This is a genomic window from Ensifer sp. EB106-03-01-XG145, assembly GCF_058792075.1.
This window is the reverse complement of sequence record NZ_JBYTEC010000002.1, coordinates 98,967-120,297: the sequence shown is the minus strand read 5'-3', so window position 1 is coordinate 120,297 and position 21,331 is coordinate 98,967. Positions and strand designations below refer to the sequence as shown.

The 21,331-nt window shown below is 63.4% G+C and carries 20 protein-coding genes; 12 read left to right on the top strand and 8 right to left on the bottom strand.

Annotated features, from left to right (window positions below; genetic code table 11):
- Position 1 precedes the first annotated feature (1 nt).
- Positions 2 to 499 (bottom strand): hypothetical protein, encoded by a 498-nt coding sequence (locus AC3WWH_RS09150; protein ID WP_492376920.1) that lies wholly within the window; start codon positions 497 to 499, stop codon positions 2 to 4.
- A 41-nt stretch (positions 500 to 540) separates the two neighbouring features.
- The gene (locus AC3WWH_RS09145) at positions 541 to 1,500 is read right to left on the bottom strand and encodes an MBL fold metallo-hydrolase (protein ID WP_058322751.1); all 960 of its coding nucleotides are present in this window, start codon (positions 1,498 to 1,500) and stop codon (positions 541 to 543) included.
- A gap of 91 nt (positions 1,501 to 1,591) precedes the next feature.
- Between AC3WWH_RS09145 and AC3WWH_RS09140 the strand changes: the two genes are divergently transcribed.
- The gene (locus AC3WWH_RS09140) at positions 1,592 to 2,503 is read left to right on the top strand and encodes a LysR family transcriptional regulator (protein ID WP_058322750.1); all 912 of its coding nucleotides are present in this window, start codon (positions 1,592 to 1,594) and stop codon (positions 2,501 to 2,503) included.
- Positions 2,504 to 2,614: 111 nt separating this feature from the next.
- Here the strand turns inward: AC3WWH_RS09140 and AC3WWH_RS09135 are convergent, their stop codons facing one another.
- Positions 2,615 to 2,995, bottom strand: coding sequence for a DUF427 domain-containing protein (locus AC3WWH_RS09135; protein ID WP_058322749.1), 381 nt, complete (start codon positions 2,993 to 2,995; stop codon positions 2,615 to 2,617).
- A gap of 143 nt (positions 2,996 to 3,138) precedes the next feature.
- Entirely contained in the window at positions 3,139 to 5,604 is a 2,466-nt protein-coding gene (locus tag AC3WWH_RS09130) for a DUF599 family protein (protein ID WP_162752605.1), read from the bottom strand.
- 370 nt (positions 5,605 to 5,974) lie between these two features.
- On the opposite strand from AC3WWH_RS09130, the gene AC3WWH_RS09125 reads away from it, so the two are divergent.
- The 11 genes from AC3WWH_RS09125 (at position 5,975) to leuB (ending at position 17,227) form a co-directional block, all read left to right on the top strand.
- Positions 5,975 to 6,658, top strand: a complete 684-nt coding sequence (locus AC3WWH_RS09125) for a GntR family transcriptional regulator (RefSeq protein WP_057251983.1) — start codon at positions 5,975 to 5,977, stop codon at positions 6,656 to 6,658.
- Position 6,659: 1 nt separating this feature from the next.
- Positions 6,660 to 8,099 carry an aldehyde dehydrogenase family protein gene (locus AC3WWH_RS09120; protein WP_113399382.1) on the top strand — a complete coding sequence of 480 codons (1,440 nt, stop codon included), beginning with the start codon at positions 6,660 to 6,662 and terminating at the stop codon, positions 8,097 to 8,099.
- A gap of 85 nt (positions 8,100 to 8,184) precedes the next feature.
- Positions 8,185 to 8,931 (top strand): SDR family oxidoreductase, encoded by a 747-nt coding sequence (locus AC3WWH_RS09115; RefSeq protein WP_058322746.1) that lies wholly within the window; start codon positions 8,185 to 8,187, stop codon positions 8,929 to 8,931.
- A gap of 56 nt (positions 8,932 to 8,987) precedes the next feature.
- Entirely contained in the window at positions 8,988 to 10,463 is a 1,476-nt protein-coding gene (locus tag AC3WWH_RS09110) for an ABC transporter substrate-binding protein (RefSeq protein WP_058322745.1), read from the top strand.
- A 98-nt stretch (positions 10,464 to 10,561) separates the two neighbouring features.
- On the top strand, positions 10,562 to 11,512 hold the full coding sequence (locus AC3WWH_RS09105; RefSeq protein ID WP_057251987.1) for an ABC transporter permease: 951 nt from the start codon (positions 10,562 to 10,564) through the stop codon (positions 11,510 to 11,512).
- Complete coding sequence (locus AC3WWH_RS09100; RefSeq protein WP_057251988.1) at positions 11,512 to 12,372, top strand: ABC transporter permease; 861 nt, start codon at positions 11,512 to 11,514, stop codon at positions 12,370 to 12,372. Before AC3WWH_RS09105 ends, AC3WWH_RS09100 begins: the two co-directional genes overlap by 1 nt.
- Positions 12,369 to 13,385, top strand: a complete 1,017-nt coding sequence (locus AC3WWH_RS09095; RefSeq protein ID WP_492376919.1) for an ABC transporter ATP-binding protein — start codon at positions 12,369 to 12,371, stop codon at positions 13,383 to 13,385. Before AC3WWH_RS09100 ends, AC3WWH_RS09095 begins: the two co-directional genes overlap by 4 nt.
- Complete coding sequence (locus tag AC3WWH_RS09090) at positions 13,382 to 14,356, top strand: ABC transporter ATP-binding protein (RefSeq protein WP_082640853.1); 975 nt, start codon at positions 13,382 to 13,384, stop codon at positions 14,354 to 14,356. Before AC3WWH_RS09095 ends, AC3WWH_RS09090 begins: the two co-directional genes overlap by 4 nt.
- A 53-nt stretch (positions 14,357 to 14,409) precedes the next feature.
- Complete coding sequence (locus AC3WWH_RS09085; protein WP_492376918.1) at positions 14,410 to 15,801, top strand: amidase; 1,392 nt, start codon at positions 14,410 to 14,412, stop codon at positions 15,799 to 15,801.
- A complete protein-coding gene (locus AC3WWH_RS09080) occupies positions 15,798 to 16,049 on the top strand; it encodes a hypothetical protein (RefSeq protein ID WP_058322742.1) in 252 nt (83 codons plus the stop codon). Before AC3WWH_RS09085 ends, AC3WWH_RS09080 begins: the two co-directional genes overlap by 4 nt.
- A 68-nt stretch (positions 16,050 to 16,117) precedes the next feature.
- On the top strand, positions 16,118 to 17,227 hold the full coding sequence (gene leuB / locus AC3WWH_RS09075; RefSeq protein WP_058322741.1) for a 3-isopropylmalate dehydrogenase: 1,110 nt from the start codon (positions 16,118 to 16,120) through the stop codon (positions 17,225 to 17,227).
- A 116-nt stretch (positions 17,228 to 17,343) separates the two neighbouring features.
- Here leuB and AC3WWH_RS09070 read toward each other — a convergent pair whose 3' ends face one another.
- Genes AC3WWH_RS09070 through AC3WWH_RS09055 form a run of 4 tightly spaced genes read right to left on the bottom strand, consistent with a single transcriptional unit; the run spans position 17,344 to position 21,314 of the window.
- Positions 17,344 to 18,093 (bottom strand): SDR family oxidoreductase, encoded by a 750-nt coding sequence (locus AC3WWH_RS09070; RefSeq protein ID WP_058322740.1) that lies wholly within the window; start codon positions 18,091 to 18,093, stop codon positions 17,344 to 17,346.
- Positions 18,094 to 18,115: 22 nt separating this feature from the next.
- Entirely contained in the window at positions 18,116 to 18,958 is an 843-nt protein-coding gene (locus tag AC3WWH_RS09065; protein WP_492376917.1) for a fumarylacetoacetate hydrolase family protein, read from the bottom strand.
- A complete protein-coding gene (gene eno / locus AC3WWH_RS09060; RefSeq protein WP_492376916.1) occupies positions 18,955 to 20,274 on the bottom strand; it encodes a phosphopyruvate hydratase in 1,320 nt (439 codons plus the stop codon). The genes AC3WWH_RS09065 and eno overlap by 4 nt, the downstream gene beginning before the upstream one ends.
- A complete protein-coding gene (locus AC3WWH_RS09055) occupies positions 20,271 to 21,314 on the bottom strand; it encodes a phosphotransferase (RefSeq protein WP_492376915.1) in 1,044 nt (347 codons plus the stop codon). Before AC3WWH_RS09055 ends, eno begins: the two co-directional genes overlap by 4 nt.
- Positions 21,315 to 21,331: the final 17 nt, after the last annotated feature.

The following is a 21,331-nucleotide window of genomic DNA, read 5'->3' as shown; positions in this document are numbered from 1 at the left end:
CTCACCGGTAGCCGCCTAGCAGACGCAGCCCGGCGGGCAAGAGCCGGAGGGGACGCCGCTCCACACGACAATGTGAAGGCACCGGCTCACCAATCGCGGAAGCTCGGTCCGGCGCGCTTGATTCGAGCAGACCCGAATGGAAGGATGCCCGGCACTCGGCGAGTGAGGGACGAAGATCTACATGCTTCTGAAAATCGAACAACCGGATAGCTGGATGAGCCAGGACGGCCGCGTCCTGTTCGATGCCGAGCGTGAGGCCGAACGCTTCGCCTCGAATGCGCGGTTCGCCTTCTCGCTGGCGATCGCCGCCTTGATGCTGGCGCTCTCGATCATCGTCGGGCGCTGGAGTCGGCCAGCGGCTGCAGGCCGAATCCCGCCACCTCGGCGCATCGATCGTCGTTTCGGCGGAAGCCTTCGCGGCAGGAAAGATCGACGAAGCCGGATCAGACAGGTGGGTGCGCCACGATGGCGTGCGTCTGAGCGGGCGCAGCGAAACCATCGACGCCTACGCCTACAAGTGATCCGGCTTCGAAACGCTCGCTATTCGACGTAGTTCCAGGGGATGAAGCGATAGAGCGTCTCGTCCCGGGCCACGTGGCCGACACCGGGGAACGGCAGGTGAGCGCCGGCAACGAGGTAGCGGCCATCGGCTGCATCTGCCAGTGCCACCGCACGGGTCGCGGCCGCCGCTGTTCCATCGACGTCGAAGCTGACGAAGACGTCGGGAGCGTCGAACTGGACGTGGTCGCCATGGATCACGTCACCCCAGAAGACCAGACGCTGGCCGTCATCGGCTTGGAGCACGATCGAGGAATGTCCGGGCGTATGCCCGGCTCGCAGGATCGATCCGAGGTTCGGCAACACGTCCGCATTGTCGGCGAAACGCTTTACTTTTCCGGCGGCGATATAGGGAGCCAGAGCGTCCTCGGCGCGCTGGAAGTCGGTCTTCTGCGCCTCCGTCATCGTCGTCACGCCCTCGCGCTCGATCCAGTAACGATACTCGCGGTCGGCGAGATGGATTTCGGCATTCGGAAACTGGGGCTTGCCGTCGACGGTAAGGCCGCCGGAGTGATCGGCATGCACGTGGGTCAAAACAACGGCGTCAACCTGGTCGGGCCGGTAGCCGGAGGCCGTGAGATGGCGGATGAGCTTGCCGGCGGCGGCGCCGAGCAAGGCGCCGGACCCCGCATCGATCAGCAATAGGCGCTTGCCGTCGTTTACCAGATAGGCGTTAATCGACAAATGCGGCTCCTTGCCGAGGAAGGCCTCATCGAGCCTGCGCTGCAGTTCGCCCTCGGGCTCTTTCTGATAGATCTTCGCCATGGGCAGTGCCAGCGTGCCGTCCGAAAGCGCCGTAACCTCAAACTTTCCGAAGCGGAAATGGTAGTAACCGGCATTGGCGACGGTCGAGAACGGCGCAGCGGAAAAGGCAAACCGCGGTGCGAGCGGCAACAGGGCCGTGGCGGCGAGAAGGCCCAAAGCTTGTCTGCGAGTGGTCATGATCGGCTCCTTCGATTGGATGCGACGAAGCTATCAATTCAACTCTCCGTCGATTATCCTGCGATCATGGAAGTGATTGTTCCGGAAACGCATGAAATCCCCCCAGTCTCCCGATCTCAATAACCTCAGGATCTTCCTCGAGGTCGCCCGCACCGAGAGTTTCTCAGCCGCAGCACTTCGCCTGCACCTTCCGCCAAGCACGGTTAGCCGGCGCTTGGCTGAGCTTGAAACCGCGCTTGGCGTCGCGCTGCTGCTGCGCTCCACGCGCCGGGTCTCCCTGACCGAGGCGGGCAAGCACCTGCTCGAGTCGATCGGCGGGGCCGTAGAGCTCATCGATCGCGGCATTGCGGGTTTCCGGCCCGCCGATGGCGCCGCCCGCGGGCGACTGCGGGTCGCCACATCCGTCGCCTTTGCCCGCACCTTCCTACCGCCGATCCTGAAGCGCTATGCGGAGCTTTGCCCGGCGGTTCAGGTCGATCTGCAGACGGCACACAACAATGTCGATCTGATCGGAGAAAGCGTCGATGTGGCGCTGAGAATGGGCGAGCCGGTCGACAGCGAGATGATCTACCGAAAGATCGGAACGATCGAACAGCGGCTCTACGCCGCGCCGGCCTACTGCGACGGGTTATCGCTCTCGTCACCCGAGGACCTGATGCATGTCGCGCTGGTGGCGCACCGGACCCGGATGCGGCGGGAACTGGCCCACTGGGTGCTCTCCGACGGCAACCGGCATTTCACGCTTGAGCGCCCACCCTCGATCGTCGTCGACGATCCGGCGATCGGAGAGCGCCTGATCGCCGAGGGTCTCGGCATCGGTATGCTGAGCGGCGCGCTCGCCGCCGATGGTGTCACCACCGGGCGGCTCGTTCCGGTCCTTGCCGAATGGTCCGGACCAGCCACACACCTCTACTATCTCTACCATCAGCAGCTGGGTGATCTGCCGAAAGTGGCAGAATTCCTGAGGGCGGTGCGCGAAACGTTCCGGGTCCGGAGCGAGTGACCTCGCGGCCAAAGCCTGTCGCGCAAAAGTGCGCCGAATTTTGCGACAACGACATGCGAAATATCAAGAACTTAAAGCGCAAGGAGCGAATCTGAAAGATCGCGACACGCTTTAGGGCCGGGTCTCTTCAATCGAATCCACCCTGTCCGGATAGAATGCCAACCGATCTTTGATGGCGGCCACCGCCGCATGCGGGCTTTCATAGGTCCAGACGGCGTTCCTCGACCGCTCTCCGCCGGATGGGATGCTGAAATAGGAAGCATCGCCCTTGTATGGGCAGTGGGACGAATGATCCGTGCGCGCCAGCAACGACATGTCGGCATCCTTGCGCGGAATGTACTGCACCGCCGGGTAGGATGCCTCGCGCAAAGTCAGCGCATCGCGGGTGTCGGCGATAACGCGCCCACCGAGGGTGACGACGACACGCGCCGGATTTCTCTCGACTGTGATCGGATGATCGGGGCCGGGAATCTTGATCGGTTTGTCTGACATGAGCGACCGCCTCTGAAACGTTGCTGATGTCTAGATGGTAGACTTACTGTCGAATTCCAACCGCTCACGCCAAAAGCGCCTGCGACGCCTGACCAAGGACGGGAGAACAGGGCGGCTTTTTCCGCGGGCGCCGCGGTTCGTCTTCAGATATTCGCCACCGGCGAACTGATCGCTGCGGCAGGCTCTGCCTCGGCGGCAGGCGGATTGCTCTCATCCAGCAGCTTGCGCACCTCCATCACGCCCTTTGCCGTATCCGACCAGCTGTGTCTCCAGACGAGAAGTCCCACCGAGCCGATGATGGCGACGAGAAAAGCAATCGGGCCCAAGAACCAGAGGGCCGCGGCAACGGTGAAGTAGTAGGAGCGAACGCCCTGGCTGAATGAGCGAAGTGCCGGATTGATCATCAGCGACAAGGCGTGGGTCCATGCGGCGATGTCTCGGGCTTCGTCCCGCGACGGACTGGCTCCGATCGCCGCAAGGCAGTAGTTGATCTGCCGGACCGCCCAGATGAATTCGGAAAGCCCCCGCAGCAATGTCGCCATGACGAGCAGCACCTTGCACTGGAACATCCACAGCGGTTCGATCGGCGCGAACATCGAAATGATCCCCGCCTGAAGACCTGCCGTCGGCTGGATGAAAAGCGCACTGCTCATGGCGACGATGACGATGAGATTGGCCGAACCGAAAAACGAGGCCGAGTTGATCGTGTGACCGAGGATGGCGGCATCGCCGATGAAATTGGTATCCCGTGTCAGGACCTCGCGCATCCAGGCCCGCCTGATACGCACCATGTCGAGCATCAGGCTGTCTGTCCGGCGCGGCCAGCCAAGCGCCATCATCGGCTCCAATCCCACCCAGGTTACGAGGAACAGGATAATCGCAATCCAATCCAGTATCTGCACGGCCAGCCTCCCACCATACCCGCTGCTAATTGAAACAGGTAGGACGGGCACGTCAACGCGCTCGCGAGCGGTGGCGCGATCGAACCATCCGCCACGCCGTTCATGGAAGGTGCCAAGGGTCGAAAGCGCCAGATATTCGGCAATCTGTGGGACTGCGGAATAGGTCGGAACCTCGACGCGATAGAGCGGCACGACTTCGACTACGGTCGGCACTCCGCCAATGTCCACGGTCACGATTTCGGGCTCGACCGGCGTCGCGTCCTCCGAAGGTGGCGCAACGCCGGGGCCAGGAGGAAGGATGACGATTTCCGGCTCTACGACCGGCGGCACTGTGGGCGGCACGGCCGGCGGGTCGACGATAATTGGTGGCACGTTCTCGGGTGGCGGCGTTGTCGGCGTCGGCACGACGACGAGCGTCGAGCGCAGATAGAAATTCTCTTCCGACCCGGCCGTCACTCCGCCCTTGTAGAGCAAATATTCGTGGGCGCCGGCGGCGACCCTGCCATTGAGCGCGAAGGCGCTTGCCGCTGACGTCGCACCATTGGCGAGCTCGACGACCATAATGCCATCCGCAAGCGTATCGGCACCGGCACCTCCGGCGTTGACAACGCTGACGGCAGTTGTGCCGGTCGCCGTGCCGCCTGACACGACGACGCGATCCGATGGCGAGGCATCATCGTCCAGAACGGTATTGAGTACCAGCAGGCCACCATTGCCGGTGTAGTTGCCGTTGACCGTAAAGCGATCGCTCGTGCTTGCGCCGGCATCCGACAAATCGATGGTGCCGGCATTGATGACCGCCACTAATTGACCGGGCGCGGCTGCCGAGACCGCCGCATTGGTCCCGCCGCCGCGAAGCGTGCTGGATGCATCGACATTGAGCGTGCCGGTTCCCGAACCGCTGTCACCGAGCGTCAGATTGCCATCAAAGGTCAACACGCTGCCGGCGTTGGCATTGATGGTTTCCCAGCTTTGGAACCGCGCCACGACGCCGGTCTGGACGTTTTCCAACGTCAAGCCGTCGACACCCAGGCCGCCGGTAAGCGTATCGGTCCCGGCGAGGTTGGCGCTCGTCAGGTTACGAAGCCTTGCAGTGTCGTTGTCGGCCCCGAGGTCAACGCTACCATCGATGGTGCCGCCGCTGTCCCACGTGAACGTATCCGTTCCGAAACTCATCAGGACATTGCCGCCGACAGACCCGCCCGTCAACGTCACGCTATCCGTGCCGCCGCTGACGCTGATGTTGCCGCCGATCGTGCCGCCGGAGAGAATGTCGTTGCCGAAGCCTGCGACCAGGTTGTTGTCGATCGTGCCTCCCGACATGTCGAACAGGTTGTCGTCGAGCAGCATGTTGACGCGGCCGATGCGCCCGCCGGTCATGACTGCGCTGTCGCCGTCGTCAAAGAAGCCGACGATATCGCCGCCCGACATGAAGAACGTGTCGAGGTTGTCACCCTGGTTCAGCGACTGCAGCGTACCGCTGGTCATCGTGAAACTGTCGCTGCCGGCGCCGAAGGTGACGGCGCTGGTAATGGTACCGGTACCACCGACAGGCAGGGAAAGCGTATTGTTGCCGCCAAGATCCGTAAAGCCGGCCGAAGTGCCGCTGTCGCACAGATAGATGTCGTCACCGGCGGTCGGCACGAAGCTGCATGCGGCGGCGGCCGGCAGGCTCTGCAGATAGAGACCGATCGCGGTCGAGGCCAAAGGGCCGAATCGCCGGGCGTGAAGAAAACGCGCCGAAGCGAGCCGATTTGGAAGCGTCTTCGTGCCGCGCAACTTCGTGATGCATCGCCTCTCCTTTGGCTGAATAACGCTCCAGTGGAACGTCAGTGGCCGCCTTCTATCCGCGGACGGGAGCCGCAAACCGACAACCGTCAAATTTTGGGGTCAGGTCGAAACATGAGCCGGCAAACGGTCACCTCGTCTTGCGATCGCTTTGACGGCTAGGACCCGGCCGGCGGCCAGTCGGGCGTGCGGGAGAGCGGAAGTACTTGCACAAAGCGGAACTCGCCAGGCCGCCGATTGACATCTTCTGTATCCTGGATACAATTTACCTCGATATTGGGAGGGATCGATGAACCAATCCTTCGAATGGCGAAGCCAATCGCGCCTTCTTGACGAAGTAGCTCAGGCACTTCGCGAACGCATCTATGCCGGCGTCTATGCGCCGGGCGCGACGCTGCGCCAGGAGCGGATCGCCGCCGAATTCGGAATCAGCCGTACGCCGCTGCGCGAAGCCTTGCGGGTGCTCGAGCGCGACGGGCTGGTGGTCAACAAGCCGGGCAGCGGTGTCAGGGTCGCAACCGCAGACCTGCCGAAGCTTCTGGACGCCTATGCCGTGCGCGAAGCGATGGACGGCGTGGCTGCCCGCAACGCCGCCGAGCGCGCCACCACCGCCGAGATCAAGGATCTGGCAAAGCAGGTGGAGCGCCAGCGCAAGACTGTCGAGAACTGGGATCCCGCCGCCTACACCCAGTCCAACGTGATCTTTCACGAGGCGATCGTCGCCGCCTCGCGCAACACATCGCTCGCACCGCTCGGACCGCTTCTGCGTATGACCTCGCAGGTCTTTGCGCCCGCCTTTTCGCTGTCCAGCGAACGCGCGAGCACCGCGGTCGCCGAGCACGGGCTGATCGTCGAGGCGATCGCGGCACGAAACCTCGACGAGGCCGAGAAGCTGGCACGCGCCCATATCAACGCGACGGCAACGAGATTGAAAGCGCTCCTTGAGGCGCGCGAGACTGACAAAGAGGCATGACGTGAAGACCTACGGCAATTTCATCGCGAACAACTGGCAGGACGCAGCGGGTGGCGAATTCATCACTGTCCGGGATCCCTCAAACGGCCAGGAGTTCGCGCGCATCGCCCGGGGGACCCGGGACGACATCGACCTCGCAGTGCGCTCCGCGCGCGCGGCTCTCTCCGGTGACTGGGGTCGGATGACGCCGACCGAGCGCGGCCGGGTATTGACCCGGATATCGGCTGCAGTGCTGCGCAACATCGATCTTCTGACCGAGCTCGAGGCGCGCGATGTCGGCAAACCCGTGACGCAGGCGCGCGCCGACGTCGTGGCGCTTGCCCGTTACCTTGAATTCTACGGCGGCGCCGCCGACAAGGTGCACGGCGATACCATCCCGTATCAGAACGGTTTCACCGTTCTGACGGTCTATGAGCCGCATGGGGTGACGGGCCACATCATTCCCTGGAACTACCCGATGCAGATCCTCGGCCGCAGCCTCGGTGCAGCACTTGCCATGGGCAACGCGGCCGTGGTCAAGCCGGCCGAAGAGGCGTGCCTGACGATCCTCGAATTTGCCCGCATCGCCGAAGAAGAAGGCTTGCCATCGGGCGCGCTCAACATCGTCACCGGTTTCGGCTCGGAGGCAGGCGCCGCGCTTTCCGAACATCCTGACGTCAACCACATCTCCTTTACCGGTTCGGTCCGGACAGGCGAAATGGTGCAGGCGGCAGCCGCGAAGAACGCGGTGCCGGTGACGCTGGAACTCGGCGGCAAGTCGGCCCAGATCGTCTTCGCCGATGCGGACCTCGATCGCGCCGTTCCCTTCCTGGTGAACGCCGGCATCCAGAATGCCGGCCAGACCTGCTCGGCCTCCTCGCGCATCCTCGTGGAACGAGCCGTCTACGAGGAGGTTGTCGCGCGCATGAGCGAACGGTACCGCGCGCTGAAGGTCGGCCCGGCGGGCGCCGATCTCTCCGTCGGCCCGGTCGTCTCGCAGCGGCAAAAGGCCATCATCGAAGGCTTCCTCGCCGATGCCGCAAAGGATGGCCTGAAAGTGGCGGCGCGCGGCGAGATCGTTGCCGATGCGCCCACCGAGGGCGCCTATGTCGCGCCGACGCTTTTGCGCGACGTGCCGCACGACCATCGCACGGTACAGGAAGAAATCTTCGGCCCGGTGCAGGTGATCATGCCGTTCGACGGCGAGGACGAAGCCATCCGGCTCGCCAACGGCACCGCCTATGGCCTCGTCTGCGGCGTCTGGACCAATGACGGCGGTAGGCAGTTGCGGATGGCGCGTGCCGTTCACGCCGGCCAGGTCTTCATCAACAATTACGGCGCCGGCGGTGGCGTCGAGCTGCCTTTCGGCGGCGTCAAGAAATCCGGCCATGGCCGCGAGAAGGGCTTTGAGGCCCTCTACGGCTTTGCCAGCATGAAAACCATTTCTGTCTACCACGGCTAGAACCGGATGAGGAAAAGTGTGCGCGGTTTTCCGCCCGCATCCCGCTCTAACCCTTGATCTAAATCCCCTCGGGAGGAACAACAAAATGTCACTGGAAGGTAAAGTCGCTCTTATCACCGGCGCGGGCTCCGGCTTCGGTGAGGGCATTGCGAAGCGCTTCATCGAAGGCGGCGCCAAGGTCATCGTCGTCGATCGCGATGCCAAGGGCGCCGAGCGCGTGGCGAACGAACTCGGCGGTAATGCCTTTGCCGTGGTCGCTGATATTGCCAAACAAGCGGATGTCGAGGCAGCCGTTGCTGCAAGCCTTGAGAAATTCGGACGCGTCGATATCCTGATCAACAATGCCGGCATCGGCCACAAGCCGCAGAACGCCGAACTGGTCGAGCCGGACGAGTTCGACCGGATCCTCGGCGTCAACGTGCGCGGCGTCTACCTGATGACGCGGGCGCTGCTGCCGCACATGAAGGAAAACAAGTCGGGCGTGATCGTCAACATCGCGTCGACCGGCGCCAACCGGCCGCGGCCGAACCTTGCCTGGTACAATGCGACCAAGGGCTGGGTGGTCTCCGCCACCAAGGCGCTGGCGATCGAGCTCGCGCCGTTCAACATCCGCGTCGTCGCGCTCAATCCGGTCGCTGGCGAAACGCCGCTGCTTTCGACCTTCATGGGCGAGGACACCGAGGAAGTCCGCAAGAAGTTCCGCGACTCCATTCCGCTCGGGCGCCTGTTGAAGCCCGAGGATCTCGCCGAAGCCGCCGCCTTCGTCGCCTCGCCACAGGCATCGATGATCACTGGCGTCGCGCTCGACGTCGACGGCGGCCGATCGATCTGATTGCTTCGATCTGACTACTGGGACCATAAACAACGAAACCGCAAAGCGGGGGAACCATGCTGAATTTGACGAAATGGGCACTTGCCTCATGCTTCATCGCCGCGTCGCTGACGACGGCGATGGCCAAGGATACGATCACCGTCGGCCAGGTGCTGGAGCCGCCGGGCCTCGACCCGACCGCCGGTGCCGCCGCACCGATCCGCTACATCACCTACGGCAACCTTTTCGAAGGTCTCGTGCGTGTTGTCGAGGATGGCAGCGTCAAGCCGCTGCTCGCCGAGAGCTGGACGGTCTCCGACGACCAGAAGACCTACAGCTTCAAGCTTCGCCAGGGCGTCAAGTTCCACGACGGCACGCCGTTCGACTGCTCGGTCGTCAAGTTCTCCTATGAACGCGCGGTCGGGGCCGATTCGACCAACGCGCAGAAAGGCCTGTTCGAGCCGATCGAAAAGACCGAATGCCCGGACCCGGCGACGGCGGTCGTGACGCTGAAGCGCCCGGCCTCCAATTTCCTCTTCAACATGGCCTGGGGCGATGCGGTCATGATCGCGCCGTCGGCGGCGGCGGACAACAAGACCAAGCCTGTCGGCACCGGCCCGTTCAAATTCAAGGAGTGGGCGAAGGGCGACAAGGTGGTGCTCGAAAAGAACGCCGACTATTGGGGTGAACCGGCCAAGCTCAGCGAAGTGACCTTCAAGTTCATCAGCGATCCCTCGGCTGCCGCTGCCGCCGTTCTCGCCGGCAATGTCGATGCCTTCCCGATGTTCCAGGCCGCAGAACTCGTCAGCCAGTTCCAGAGCGATCCGAACCTGCAGGTCGAGGTCGGCAGCACCTCGGGTAAGGTGGTGCTCGCGCTCAACAATGCCCGCAAGCCCTTCGACGACGTGCGGGTTCGCCAGGCGCTCGCCTATGCGATCGACCGCAAGGCGCTGGTCGAAGGCACCTATTCCGGCTTCGGAACGACGATCGGCTCGCATTATTCGCCGGTCGAGCCCGGGTATGTCGACCTGAACGAGACCTACCCCTATGATCCGGGCAAGGCGCAGCAGCTGTTGCAAGAAGCGGGAGTCCAAGGCCTTGAGATCACCATCATGCTGCCGCCGCCGGCCTATGCCCGGCGTGGCGGCGAGATCATCGCGGCGATGCTGAGCGAAGTCGGCGTCAAGGTGAACCTCGTGCCGATCGAATTCGCGCAATGGCTCGACCAGGTGTTCAAGAATTCGGATTTCGACGCGACGATCATCGCCCATGCCGAGGCCCGCGACCTCGATATCTATGCCCGCGACAAGTACTACTTCAACTACCAGAACTCCGACTACAAGGCGCTCTACAAGTCCTTCACGCTCGCTTCGACCGAAGCCGAGCAGCTGGACCTCGCAGGCCAGCTCCAGCGCAAGCTGGCGGCCGACGAGCCGAACGTCTTCCTCTACGCGTTGCCGAAGATCGGCGTCTGGAACAAGAAGGTGAAGGGTCTCTGGAAGAACATGCCGGTTCCGGCCGACGACCAGACCCAGACCTATTGGGAAAACTGAGGATTGGCATCCGCCCCTTTGACGAGGGGCGGAGGCAGATCACGCGTTGACCGGCACACCCGGCGCCGGTCAACGCTCGCTCTTTCCGGGAGGTTGATGTGATTTCCTTTATCGGCGGTCGCCTCGTGTCGCTCATTCTGACGACGCTTGCCGCTTCAGTCATCGTCTTTCTGCTGATGCAGGTGCTGCCCGGCGACCCCGCCGTGCTGATGCTCGGCATGAATGCCGACGCCGACGCGATCGCGGCGCTGCACCGGCAGCTCGGCCTCGATCAGCCGATCTGGATCCGCTACCTCCACTGGATCGGCGGCTTCGTCGTCGGCGATTTCGGCACGAGCCTCACCTATTCGGTGCCGATCCGCGAACTGCTCGGGCCCCGCATCCTCGTGACGCTGCCGCTGGCCCTGCTCTCCATGGCGATCTCCGTCGTCGTCGCCATCGCCATCGGCGTCTATGCCGCCGCCAATCGCGGCAAGACCGGCGACACCGTCGTCATGGGCATCGCCCAGGTCGGCGTCGCGATCCCGAATTTCTGGCTGGCGCTGCTCTTCATCCTGCTCTTCGCGCTGAAGCTCGCCTGGTTCCCGGCTTCAGGTTTTGCCGGCTGGGAAGGCGGTTTCTGGAACGGCCTGCATTCACTGATCCTTCCGGCCTTCGCGCTCGGCCTGCCGCTTGCCGCCATTCTCGCACGCGTGACCCGCTCCGCGGTCATCGAAACGCTCGGCGAGGATTTCATCCGCACGGCGCGCGCCAAGGGGCTGAGCCGTTCGGGCGCCCTATGGAAACACGCGGTGCCAAACGCGCTGATCCCGGTCGTCACCATCATCGGCCTGCAGTTTTCCTTTCTGCTCGCCGGCACGATCATCATCGAAAACGTCTTCAACCTGCCGGGCGTCGGCCGCCTCGTCTTCCAGGCGATCGCCCAGCGCGATCTCGTGACGGTGCAGACGCTGGTGACGCTGCTTGCGGCCTCCGTCATCACCATCAATTTCCTCGTCGATCTGGTCTACGGCTATCTGGATCCGCGGCTTTCGCGGGGAGGCCACTGATGTCCACGTCCGCAGCCACTTCTGAACCCGGCGTGATCTCCAAGCTCATCGGCAGCCGCAGCCTGACGATCGGTGCCACCGTCACCCTGATCCTCGTGGCCATGGCGCTCGTCTCCTTTGCCTGGACGCCCTATTCGCCGACCGCGATGAACTTCCGCGACAAGCTGCAGGGACCGAGCCTTGCCCATTGGTTCGGCACCGACAATTTCGGTCGCGACATCCTGTCGATGATCATGGTCGGCGCCCGCAATTCGATCTCAGTTTCGATCGTCGCCGTCTTGGTCGGCGCCGGCATCGGTGTGCCACTCGGCGCCTGGGCTGCCGCACGTGGCGGCTGGGTCGATGGTCTGGTCATGCGCATGAGCGACCTTGCTTTCGCCTTCCCCGCGCTTCTGACTGCCGTGATCATCACCGCCATCTTTGGGCCTGGCGCAACCAACGCGATGATCGCGATCGGCATCTTCAACATCCCCGTCTTTGCCCGCGTCACCCGCGGTGCCTCGATGGGCCTGTGGAAGCGCGAATATGTGCAGGCGGCGCGCTGCGCCGGCCGCGGCGACGTGGCGATCACGCTTTTGCACATTCTGCCCAACATCAACCACGTGCTGCTGGTGCAGGTGACGATCCAGTTCGCACTGGCGATCGTCGCCGAGGCCGGGCTTTCCTATGTCGGCCTCGGCACGCAACCGCCGATGCCGAGCTGGGGCAAGATGCTGAACGACGCCCAGACCTTCATCTACCAGGCGCCGTGGCTTGCGATCTTCCCGGGCCTGGCGATCACTTTCGCGGTGCTCGGCCTCAACCTGCTTGGCGACGGTCTGCGCGACATTCTCGACCCGCGCGTGAGGCGGCAACGATGACGAAACCCTTGCTTCACATGGCCGGCATGTCGGTCGAACTCTCGGCGGGCAAGAGCCAGGTCGATATCGTCTGCGACATCGATCTCGAGCTCAACCGCGGCGAGCGCCTCGGCATCGTCGGCGAATCCGGCAGCGGCAAGTCGATGACCGCACTCGCCGTGATGGGCCTGTTGCCGCAGCGCATGCGGGTGCGCGGCGAGCTTTTGTTCGACGGCCGCAATCTCGCTGGCTTGGCCGAGGCCGAGTACTGCGGCTATCGCGGTCGACGCGTCGCGATGATTTTTCAGGAGCCGATGACGGCGCTGAACCCGGTGAAGTCAATCGGCGCACAAATCGCAGAGGGACGGCGGCTGCATCTCGGCGAAACCAAAGCCGATGCCGAAACGAAGGCGCGCGCGCTTCTCGACCGTGTCGGCCTGCCGGCGCCGCGCTTCGATCTGGATCTCTACCCGCACCAGCTCTCGGGCGGCCAGAGGCAGCGCGTGATGATCGCCATGGCGATTGCCTGCGAGCCGGACCTTTTGATTGCCGACGAGCCGACGACCGCGCTCGACGTGACGGTGCAGGCGCAGATCCTCGACCTGCTTGACGAACTCATCGAAGACACCGGCACGGCGCTGATGCTGATCACCCACGATCTCGGCGTCGTCTCCGAAATGACCGACCGCATCGCCGTCATGTATGCAGGCCGCATCATCGAGACCGGGCGCACGGACGATGTCTTCGCCCGCATGGCGCATCCCTATGCGCGCGGCCTCTTCGCTGCCTCGCCGCATGGTGCAGCCCTCGCGCCACGTCGCGCGGGCGAAGGGCGGCCGCGGCTGAACGCCATCCCCGGCATCGTGCCTGATCCCTTTGGCCGGCCACCCTACTGTTCCTTCGCCGAGCGCTGTTCCTTCGCGCAGCCGGATTGCCGCCGCGCGATCCCCACGCTGGACCTGATCAATACCGACGAAAATGTGCAGCATCGCGCGGCCTGCTTTCATCCCCGCGAAAGGGTGGTGGCACCGTGAGCGAGACCATTCTCAAGACCACCGATCTGGTGCGCGAATACGATCTGCCACGCCCGTCGATCTTCTCGAAACACAGCCGCCTGCGCGTGCTCCATGGCATCAACATCGAACTCGCCGCCGGCCAGAGCCTCGGCATCGTCGGCGAAAGCGGTTCCGGCAAATCGACGCTGGCGCGCGCGGTGATGGGACTGGAGCGACCGCAATCGGGTGAGGTCAATATCGCCGGCAACAACATCTACGCGCTCGACCGGGCGGGCTTGCGCGAGGCACGCAAGGGGTTCCAGGCGATCTTCCAGGATCCCTACGGCTCGCTCGATCCGCGCCATACGGTCCGCACGATCATTTCCGAGCCGATCGTCTCGCTGGAACGCGGGACCGGCACCGCCGAGCGCAACCGGCGCATCGCCGAGGTGCTGGAGGCGGTTGGCCTGCCGCTCGCATCGGCCGACAAATACCCGCACGAATTCTCCGGCGGCCAGCGCCAGCGCATCGCCATTGCCCGCGCGCTGATCACGCGGCCGGCGCTGATCGTCGCCGACGAGCCGGTTTCGGCGCTTGACGTATCGATCCAGGCGCAGGTGCTGAACCTGATGATGGACCTGCAGGAAAAGCTTGGCCTTTCCTACCTGTTCATCAGCCATGATCTCGGCGTGGTCCGCGCCATCACCGACCGGGTCGCCGTCATGCATCTCGGCCGCATCGTCGAGGAGGGGCCGACGGCTGAGGTCTTCGACAACCCGCGACATCCCTACACCCAGGCGCTAGTCGCAGCCGTGCCGAAGCCCTTTTCCGGGCGCCGCAAGCGGTTACGTTCCGACGGCCCCCCGCAGACGCCCGTCCATACCGCAACGACCGCAGCCGGCTGCGCCTATGCCGCCGTCTGTCCGGTGAAGCAGGAGATCTGTCTGACCCGTACGCCTGAGGCCAAGCCGGTGAAGCCGGTCTGGTCCGTCCGCTGTCATTTTGCCTAGAGCCCCAAGCTCTGCAGTTCCCCGGAATTGCTCATACCTGCAGGAATTACGCCATGTCCGAACTCGCCGATTTCTCCGCCGTCGATCTTGTCGAAGCCTACCGCACGAAAAATCTCTCTCCCGTCGAAGTGACCGACGCGGTCATCGCGCGGATCGACGCCTCGGAGCCGAAACTCAACGCGCTCTGGGCCTATGACCCGGACGCGGCGCGCGAAAGCGCCAAGGCATCGGAAGCGCGCTGGGTGAAGGGCGAACCGCTCGGCGCGATCGATGGCGTGCCGGTGACGATCAAGGAGAATATCGCGACCAAGGGCACCGCCGTGCCGCTCGGCTGCGCCGCCGTGTCGCTCACACCAGCCGCCGCCGACGCGCCGCCGGCAGCCCGCACCCGCGAGGCGGGCGGCATTCTTCTCGCCAAGACCACCATGCCTGATTACGGCATGCTTTCCTCCGGCCTTTCCAGTTTCCACAAGCTCGCCCGCAATCCGTGGGACCTCTCGGCCAATCCCGGCGGCTCCAGCGCCGGTGCAGGCGCTGCAGCCGCCGCCGGCTATGGTCCCCTTCACATCGGCACGGATATCGGTGGCTCGGTCCGCCTGCCGGCCGGCTGGTGCGGCGTTGTTGGTCTCAAACCATCTGCCGGCCGTGTCCCGATCAATCCGCCCTTTATCGGCCGCGTCGCAGGGCCGATGACCCGGACGGTTGCCGATACCGCGCTTTACATGTCGGTGCTGTCGAAGCCGGATGCTCGCGACACGATGGCCCTGCCCTATGCCGACATCCCCTGGCTCGATCTTGACCGCAATGTCAGGGGCTTGAAAATCGGCCTCTGGCTCGATGCCGGCTTCGGCCAGGCGGTCACGCAAGAAACGGAACACGCGGTCAAACGGGCTGCCAGGCTTTTCACCGATGCCGGCGCGATCATCGAACCGGTCGGCCCATTCCTCACGCGCGAAATGATCGATGGTCTCGACCGCTTCTGGCGTGCTCGCGGCTGGGAAGACGTGTCGCGTCTGGCACCGGAACAGCAGGCGCAGATCCTGCCCTACATCTTCGACTGGATCAAAACGGCAGAGAATTTCTCGGGCCGCGAGGTCTATACCGGCTTCGCCCAGATCGAGGCGATGCGCAATGCGCTGCACACCGCACTCACCGGCTTCGATTTCATCCTGTCGCCGACCGCGCCGACAGCATCCTATCCAGCCGAATGGGCCTCGCCGGTCAACGACCCACAGAAGCCATTCGAACACATCGCCTTCACCGTCGCCGTCAACATGGGCGGACAGCCGGCGATCTCGATCAACTGTGGCTTTACCGCTGGCGGCCTGCCGATCGGGCTGCAGATCATCGGCCAGTCCTTTGACGATATCGGCGTCCTGCGCCTCGCAAGCGCATTCGAGACGATGCGTCCTGAGCAGCGGCCCTGGCCGAAGGTGGCAGCATGACCGACACCATGCGTTACACCGTCGAAAGCGGCGATCTGGAAAATATCGTCTCCCGGCTGCTTGATATCGTTCGTCGGCTCGGCGTCAGCGTTTCGAAGCTTGCAGTCGAGGTGGACGGCGGCAGGGCCAACCTCGAGATCGCCGTTGCCCCGGTCTCGCACGCCATCGCCAACACGCTGCGCGAGCGCATCGGGCAGATCGAAGGCGCGCGGCCAGTGCCTGAAATCGGGCGACGCGCGGCGTCATAGCGCCGATCCGCATTATCACCAACGCGGCAAGGCCGCTTTGAATTCAAACTGAAACAGGAGTGCCGAAAATGGCCCGCAAACTTTTCATCCTCCCCGGCGACGGCATCGGCCCGGAAGCCATGGCGGAAGTCCGCAAAATCATCGCCTACATGAATGCCGAGCTTGGTGCCGGCTTCGTGACGGACGAGGGCCTGGTCGGCGGTTCGGCCTATGACGCCCACGGCCAGGCGATCTCGGAAGCGGACATGAAGAAGGCGCTCGCCGCCGATGCGGTGCTGTTTGGCGCCGTCGGCGGTCCGAAGTGGGATGCGGTGCCCTATGAGGTCCGTCCGGAAGCCGGTCTGTTGCGCCTGCGCAAGGATCTGGAACTGTTCGCCAACCTGCGTCCGGCGATCTGCTATCCGGCGCTGGCGTCCGCCTCGTCGCTGAAGCCGGAGCTGGTCGAAGGTCTCGACATCCTGATCGTGCGCGAACTGACCGGTGGCGTCTATTTCGGCGAACCGAAGGAGATCATCGATCTCGGCAACGGCCAGAAGCGCGGCATCGACACCCAGGTCTACGACACCTACGAGATCGAACGCATCGCCGGCGTCGCCTTCGAGCTGGCGCGCACGCGGCAGAACCGCGTCTGCTCGATGGAAAAGCGCAACGTCATGAAGTCGGGCGTCTTGTGGAACCAGGTGGTGACCGAGACCCACAAGGCGAAATATTCCGACGTCCAGCTCGAGCACATGCTGGCCGATGCCGGCGGCATGCAGCTGGTGCGCCAGCCCAAGCAGTTCGACGTCATCGTCACCGACAACCTGTTCGGCGACATGCTGTCGGACGTCGCCGCCATGCTGACCGGCTCGCTCGGCATGCTGCCGTCGGCCTCGCTCGGTGCCCCGGATGCAGTGACCGGCAAGCGCAAGGCGCTCTACGAGCCGGTGCATGGCTCGGCGCCCGACATTGCCGGCAAGGGCATCGCCAACCCGATCGCGATGATCGCCTCCTTTGCCATGTGCCTGCGTTATTCCTTCAACCTGGTGACGGAAGCCGACAATCTGGAGAAGGCGATCGCCGCGGTGCTCGACCAGGGCATCCGCACCGGCGACATCATGGCCGAGGGTGCGAAGAAGGTTGGCACGACGGAAATGGGCGATGCCATCCTCGCCGCGTTCAAGGCACTGTCGGCCTGATCGACAAACGATCTCGAATGGCGTCAAACCGATGCCATTCGACGGTACGAAAACGAACACCTCCGGAGAACATTCGGAGGTGTTTTGCATTTGGCGGACTTGAACGAAGGCAACGCTCAGATCGTAATGCCACCGTCGATATTGATTGCCTGCCCGGTGATGAAGGCCGCCTCGTCGGAAGCCAGAAAGGCACAGATCGCAGCGACCTCCTCGACCGTGCCGAAGCGCCCGGCCGGTTGCCGGCTAATGAAGGACTTGTGGGCCTCGTCCCGGCTTCCGAGTTTTTCACCGAGTTCGCCGATACGCTCTTCCAGCGACGGCGAGGCGACGGTTCCCGGGCAGACCGAATTGCAGCGAATGCCCTCTGAGACGTAGTCGGCGGCAACGGCCTTGGTGAGCCCGATGACGCCGCCCTTGGCGGCGCCGTACGCCGCGCGTCGCGGGAATCCCTTGATCGACGAGGCGACGGACCCGATGGTGATGATGCTGCCGCCATGGGCCTTCATCTTCGGGATCGCGCCGGCAATGACGTTATAGGCGCTGTCGAGCGTGATGTTGACCGAGCGACGCCAGTCCTCGGCCGAGCACTCCTCGATCGTGCCCTGGTGCACGTAGCCGACCGCATGCACGAGGATATCGACCCGGGCCAAGGCTGCGAAGTAGGCGGCCACTGCCGCGTGGTCCGTCGCATCAAGCCTCGTCGTCCTGGCGCCGTCGAGGGTGGAGAGCAGGTCGGCATTGATGTCGCTGGCGTGGACCTCCGCACCCTCGGCCATCAACCGCTCGGCGACGGCGCGGCCGATGCCCTGGCCGGCGGCGGTGACCATGGCCAAACGCCCCGCCAATCGTCCCGTATTTCCATTCATGGTCAGGCCTTTCCGTATCGATCTAGAGGGACTGAACGATCTGACGCTGGCGACCGAGGCCGTCGATGCCGAGTTCCACCACATCACCGGGCTTCAGATAACGCGGCGGCCTTTTGCCCATGCCGACGCCGGGCGGCGTGCCGGTGCAGATGAGATCGCCGGGCTCCAGCACGCAGAACTCGCTCATGTAGGAGACGATGGTTGCGACGTCGAAAATCATGCGCGCGGTCGTGCCTGACTGCATGCGTTCGCCGTTGACGTCGAGCCACATCGAAAGCGCCTGCGGATCTGGCACTTCGTCTTTCGTCACGAGCCAGGGGCCCGTCGGGCAGAAGTTCGGAAAACTCTTGCCCTTCACCCATTGCCCGCCGCGCTCCATCTGCCAGGCGCGCTCGGAGACATCGTTGACGACGGTGTAGCCGAAGACATGGTCCATCGCCTCGCTACGCGAAACATTCAACGCCCGCTTGCAGATGACGATGCCCAGCTCGACTTCCCAGTCGAGCTTGGTCATCGTCATCGAATACAGGATCGGATCATTCGGCCCGCAATAGGTGCCGGCCGCTTTGTTGAAGAGGATCGGCTCAGCCGGTACCGGCAGTCCGGCTTCAGCAGCATGGTCCGAATAGTTAAGGCCGATACACCAAATGTTTCGCGGTTGCTTGATGGGAGCGCCGAGACGCGTCGAAACGAGCGCAATCTCGGGAAGCGCGTCGAAATCGGCGCTTGCCAGCGGCACGTTTACAGTTCCAATCGTTTCGGGCGTGAAGTCCTCGATCAACGAGGATACGTCCCGTGCCTTGCCGTTCTTGTCGAGCACGCACGGTTTTTCGCGACCGATGTCGCCTATCCGGAGCAATTTCATGCCGTTGTCCCATCGTTCTTTTTAGACCACCAGGTGTTGTGCAGCGGAGCGCCGGCCACGAACGCGTTGGCACCGAGCTGCTCCTGGATTCGAATGCACTCATTCCATTTGGCCATCCGCTCCGATCGCGTGAAAGAGCCAACCTTGAGCTGCCCGGCGCCGAGTCCTATGGCGAGATGACTGATGGATACGTCCTCCGTTTCTCCCGAACGTGCCGATACGACCGATCGCCAACCGGCCCTTTCGGCGGTCAGATAGGTTTCTACGGCTTCCGTGACTGTTCCCACCTGATTGACCTTGATCAGTACGGCATTGCAGGCGCCATAGCTGTCCGCAGCGCGGACGAGAGACGCATTTGTCACGAGATAGTCGTCGCCGATGATTTGGACACGCGCCCCGAAACGGGTCGTGAATGCGGCCATTCCTTCGATATCGTCCTCGGCCAAGGGGTCTTCGATCGAAGCGATCGGGTAGGTATCGAGCCATCGTCCCAGCTGATCGATCATCTCGCCCGAATCCAGTTCACGATTTTCGAGCGCCAGTTTGTAGCGGCCACCTCGTCCGAGCTCCGAGGCAGCAACATCAAGTGAGATGACGACCCGGTCACCCGGCGTCTCACCCGCTTTCACGATAGCGTCGCATAGCGTCTCCAGCGCCTCTTCGTTGCTATCGAAAGCGGGCCACCATCCGCCCTCGTCCGCCACCCCCGCAAGCCGGCCTTTTCTCGCCATAATATCGCCTGCGGCAAAGTAAACGGCATTGGTGATCTCCATGACCTCTTCGAAACTCGAGGCGCCCGGAACCATGATCATGAAATCCTGCACGTCCACGCGCCTGCCCGCGTGAGCCCCTCCGCCGAATATCTGGATCTCCGGCAGAGGGATGGACGGCTGCCGGCCATATGCGTGGGCAACACGGCGCCACAACGGCTCACGGGCGGCCGCAGCAGCGGCATGCAATACCGCAAGTGACACGGCGACAGTGGCGTTGCCGCCGAGAACCGCCTTTGACGGTGACGGGTCGAGCGCGCAGAGGACGGCATCTGTTCCCGATTGATCGAAGACGTCCCTTCCGATCAGCGCCCCCGCTATCGGCCCGTCGATATTCGCCACGGCTTTTGCAACACCCTTCCCGCGCAAGCGGCCGCCGCCATCACGCAAGTCGGTTGCTTCGCGGGTTCCTCGCGAAGCACCGGCCGGTGCGATCGCGCGGCCTTGCACTCCGTTGGCAAGCGTGATTTCGGCCTCGACGGTAGGGTTTCCCCGCGAGTCCCAAACGCGCCGGCCCTTGATCCCGGCGATTTGCGTGTCATTCATATGCAGAGTTCCTCGGCCCAGGCTCGCTTTATATCGGCCAGGGTGGTTGGGGGTGACTGGATCAGGCTGCGAGCAAAATGGCGGACGAAGTCCTTGTCTATCCGTGCAGTGATGTATTCGACCGGCGATTTGCCGTCGACGCGCGCCAGCAGAAGAGCAGGCAAAAGCCTGGCAGCCCGGGCCTCAAGCGCAATCGCCGGCTCCCAGGCCACTCCCGAGAGATAGGCTTTTGCGAGAGCCTCGAAACTGTCCAGAAGTCCTGCCGCATCCTGCCTTCGCCAGATACACTTCAGCAGCAGGTGATTGAGGCAGAAGGCAAGATCGAAGGACGGATCCCCATACCATGCACATTCTGCATCGAGTATGATCGGGCCATCGCGGCCAATCAGAATGTTTTTTGGACTGACGTCCCCGTGAACGAGTGCGGTCCTCGTGTTCATGACGTCCTGCGACAGTGCAAGAAGCGGTGCAGCAAGATCAGGATGCACCTGCGCCGTCGCTTCAAGATAGGGCTCGACGCGAATCGAGTGAAAGACCTCGTCATTGGCGAACCGGCGGCCGATATCTTGCGAGCGCGCGGTCGCCGCATGGATCGCCGCGACAACGCCGCCCAGACGACGCGCGAACGTTACATCGACGCGCCCGTTGCGCAGCTCCTCCTTCCAGACGGGATTTTCGGAAGGATCGAAATAGCTCATGGCAAATGCACCAAGTGACGGATCATGTGCAAGGATGCGTGGAACGGCGTCAGGAGCGACTTTTGCAACCTCTAGCATCCATTCGACCTCGCTGGCGTTTCGCGTAACCGGCGCTTTCCAGTCCTGGGCTACGCGCAGGCTCGCCAGCGCCTTCTTGACGACGAAGCTCGTTTCATCGGTCGTGACCTTCCAAATGTCCGACGCGACGCCGCCGGTCAGCGGCTCAATCGCCCACGCCCGCTCGTCCTGGACCTGCCCGGACCTGTGAAGGAATTCGAGAATGGCGGGATCCACATTTCCGGCCCCGGGAATGCATGCAAGACTAGACATGACCTGCCCCAATGAAGAATGCTGACCAG